This window comes from Gordonia sp. (in: high G+C Gram-positive bacteria) (genome assembly GCF_049299075.1).
GTDB lineage: Bacteria > Actinomycetota > Actinomycetes > Mycobacteriales > Mycobacteriaceae > Gordonia.
In genome coordinates this window covers 1-1,670 of record NZ_JBAQWU010000373.1, presented here as the reverse complement: position 1 = coordinate 1,670, position 1,670 = coordinate 1, and the positions used below count along the sequence as shown (strand labels likewise).

General features: G+C 67.7%; 1 protein-coding gene. It reads right to left on the bottom strand.

Annotated elements, in window-relative coordinates; all coding sequences use genetic code 11:
• Window positions 1-29: 29 nt before the first annotated feature.
• Window positions 30-1,670 (bottom strand): ATP-dependent Clp protease ATP-binding subunit (locus tag WAW85_RS11720; protein ID WP_422559784.1); only part of this gene is annotated, 1,641 nt, incomplete at its 5' end.

The following is a 1,670-nucleotide window of genomic DNA, read 5'->3' as shown; positions in this document are numbered from 1 at the left end:
GTGGGGAGCGGACCTCTTTCGTCTGCAGATCAGCTGATCTTCAGCGCATCCGTCGCATCGTCGACGTCGACGTGGACGGTGTCGCCGTCGCGGATGTCGCCGGCCAGCAGCGCCTTGGCGAGCTGGTCGCCGATGGCCTGCTGGATCAGGCGGCGCAGCGGACGGGCACCGTAGAGCGGGTCGTAGCCGCGATCGCCGAGCCACTGCTTCGCCTCGGTGGTGACGTCCAGGGTCAGGCGACGCTGGGACAGTCGGTCGGCGAGACCCTTGAGCTGGATGTCGACGATCGACACCAGTTGGTCTCGGCTGAGCGCCTCGAAGATGAGGATGTCGTCGAGCCGGTTGATGAACTCCGGCTTGAACCGCGCGCGCACTGCTGCCATCACCTGGTCCCGGTCACCGCCGGCGCCCAGGTTGGACGTCAGGATGAGGATGGTGTTGCGGAAGTCCACGGTGCGGCCTTGACCGTCGGTCAGCCTGCCCTCGTCGAGGACCTGCAGCAGCACGTCAAAGACGTCCGGGTGGGCCTTCTCCACCTCGTCGAAGAGCACCACCGAGTACGGGCGACGACGCACGGCCTCGGTCAGCTGGCCGCCTTGGTCGTAGCCGACGTAGCCGGGAGGGGCGCCGACCAGCCGGGCGACGCTGTGCTTCTCGCCGTACTCGCTCATGTCGATGCGGATCATGGCGTGCTCGTCGTCGAACAAGAATTCGGCGAGCGATTTGGCCAGCTCGGTTTTACCGGTGCCGGTGGGGCCGAGGAACATGAACGAGCCGAGCGGCCGGTTCGGGTCGGCGACGCCGGCGCGGGCCCGGCGCACCGCGTCGGAGACGGCCGTGATGGCCTCTTGCTGGCCGATGACGCGCTGGCCGATGTGCGACTCCATTCGGAGCAGCTTCTCGGTTTCGCCTTCGAGCATCTTGCCCGCCGGGACGCCGGTCCAGGCGGACACGACCTCGGCGACGTCGTCGGGGCCCACTTCCTCCTGCAGCATCACGTCACCGTCGGTGGATGCCCCAGACTTCTCGGCGGCCTCGTCGAACCGCTTCTCCAGTGCGGGGATGGTGCCGTAGCGCAGTTCCGCGGCCCGGCCCAGATCGCCGTCGCGCTCGGCCCGGTCGGCCTCACCGCGCAGCTTCTCGAGCTCTTCTTTGATATCGCGGACGGCGTCGATGGCACCCTTCTCGGACTGCCAGCGGGCGGTCAGCTCGTTGAGCTTCTCGCGCTGATCGGCGAGTTCGCTGCGCAGCTTGGCCAGCCGGTCCTTGGACGCGGCGTCGCTCTCCTTTTCCAGGGCGAGCTCCTCCACCTCGAGGCGGCGGACGATGCGTTCGATCTCGTCAATCTCGATGGGCCGGGAGTCGATCTCCATGCGCAGTCGTGACGCGGCCTCGTCGACCAAGTCGATCGCCTTGTCCGGCAGGAACCGGGAGGTGATGTAGCGGTCGGAGAGGGATGCGGCGGCGACCAGTGCGGAGTCGGTGATGCGCACGCCGTGGTGCACTTCGTAGCGCTCCTTGAGGCCGCGCAGGATGCCGATGGTGTCTTCCACCGACGGCTCCCCGACGTACACCTGCTGGAAGCGGCGCTCCAGGGCGGCGTCGCTCTCAATGTACTTGCGGTACTCGTCCAACGTCGTCGCGCCGATGCACTGCAATTCGCCGCGGGC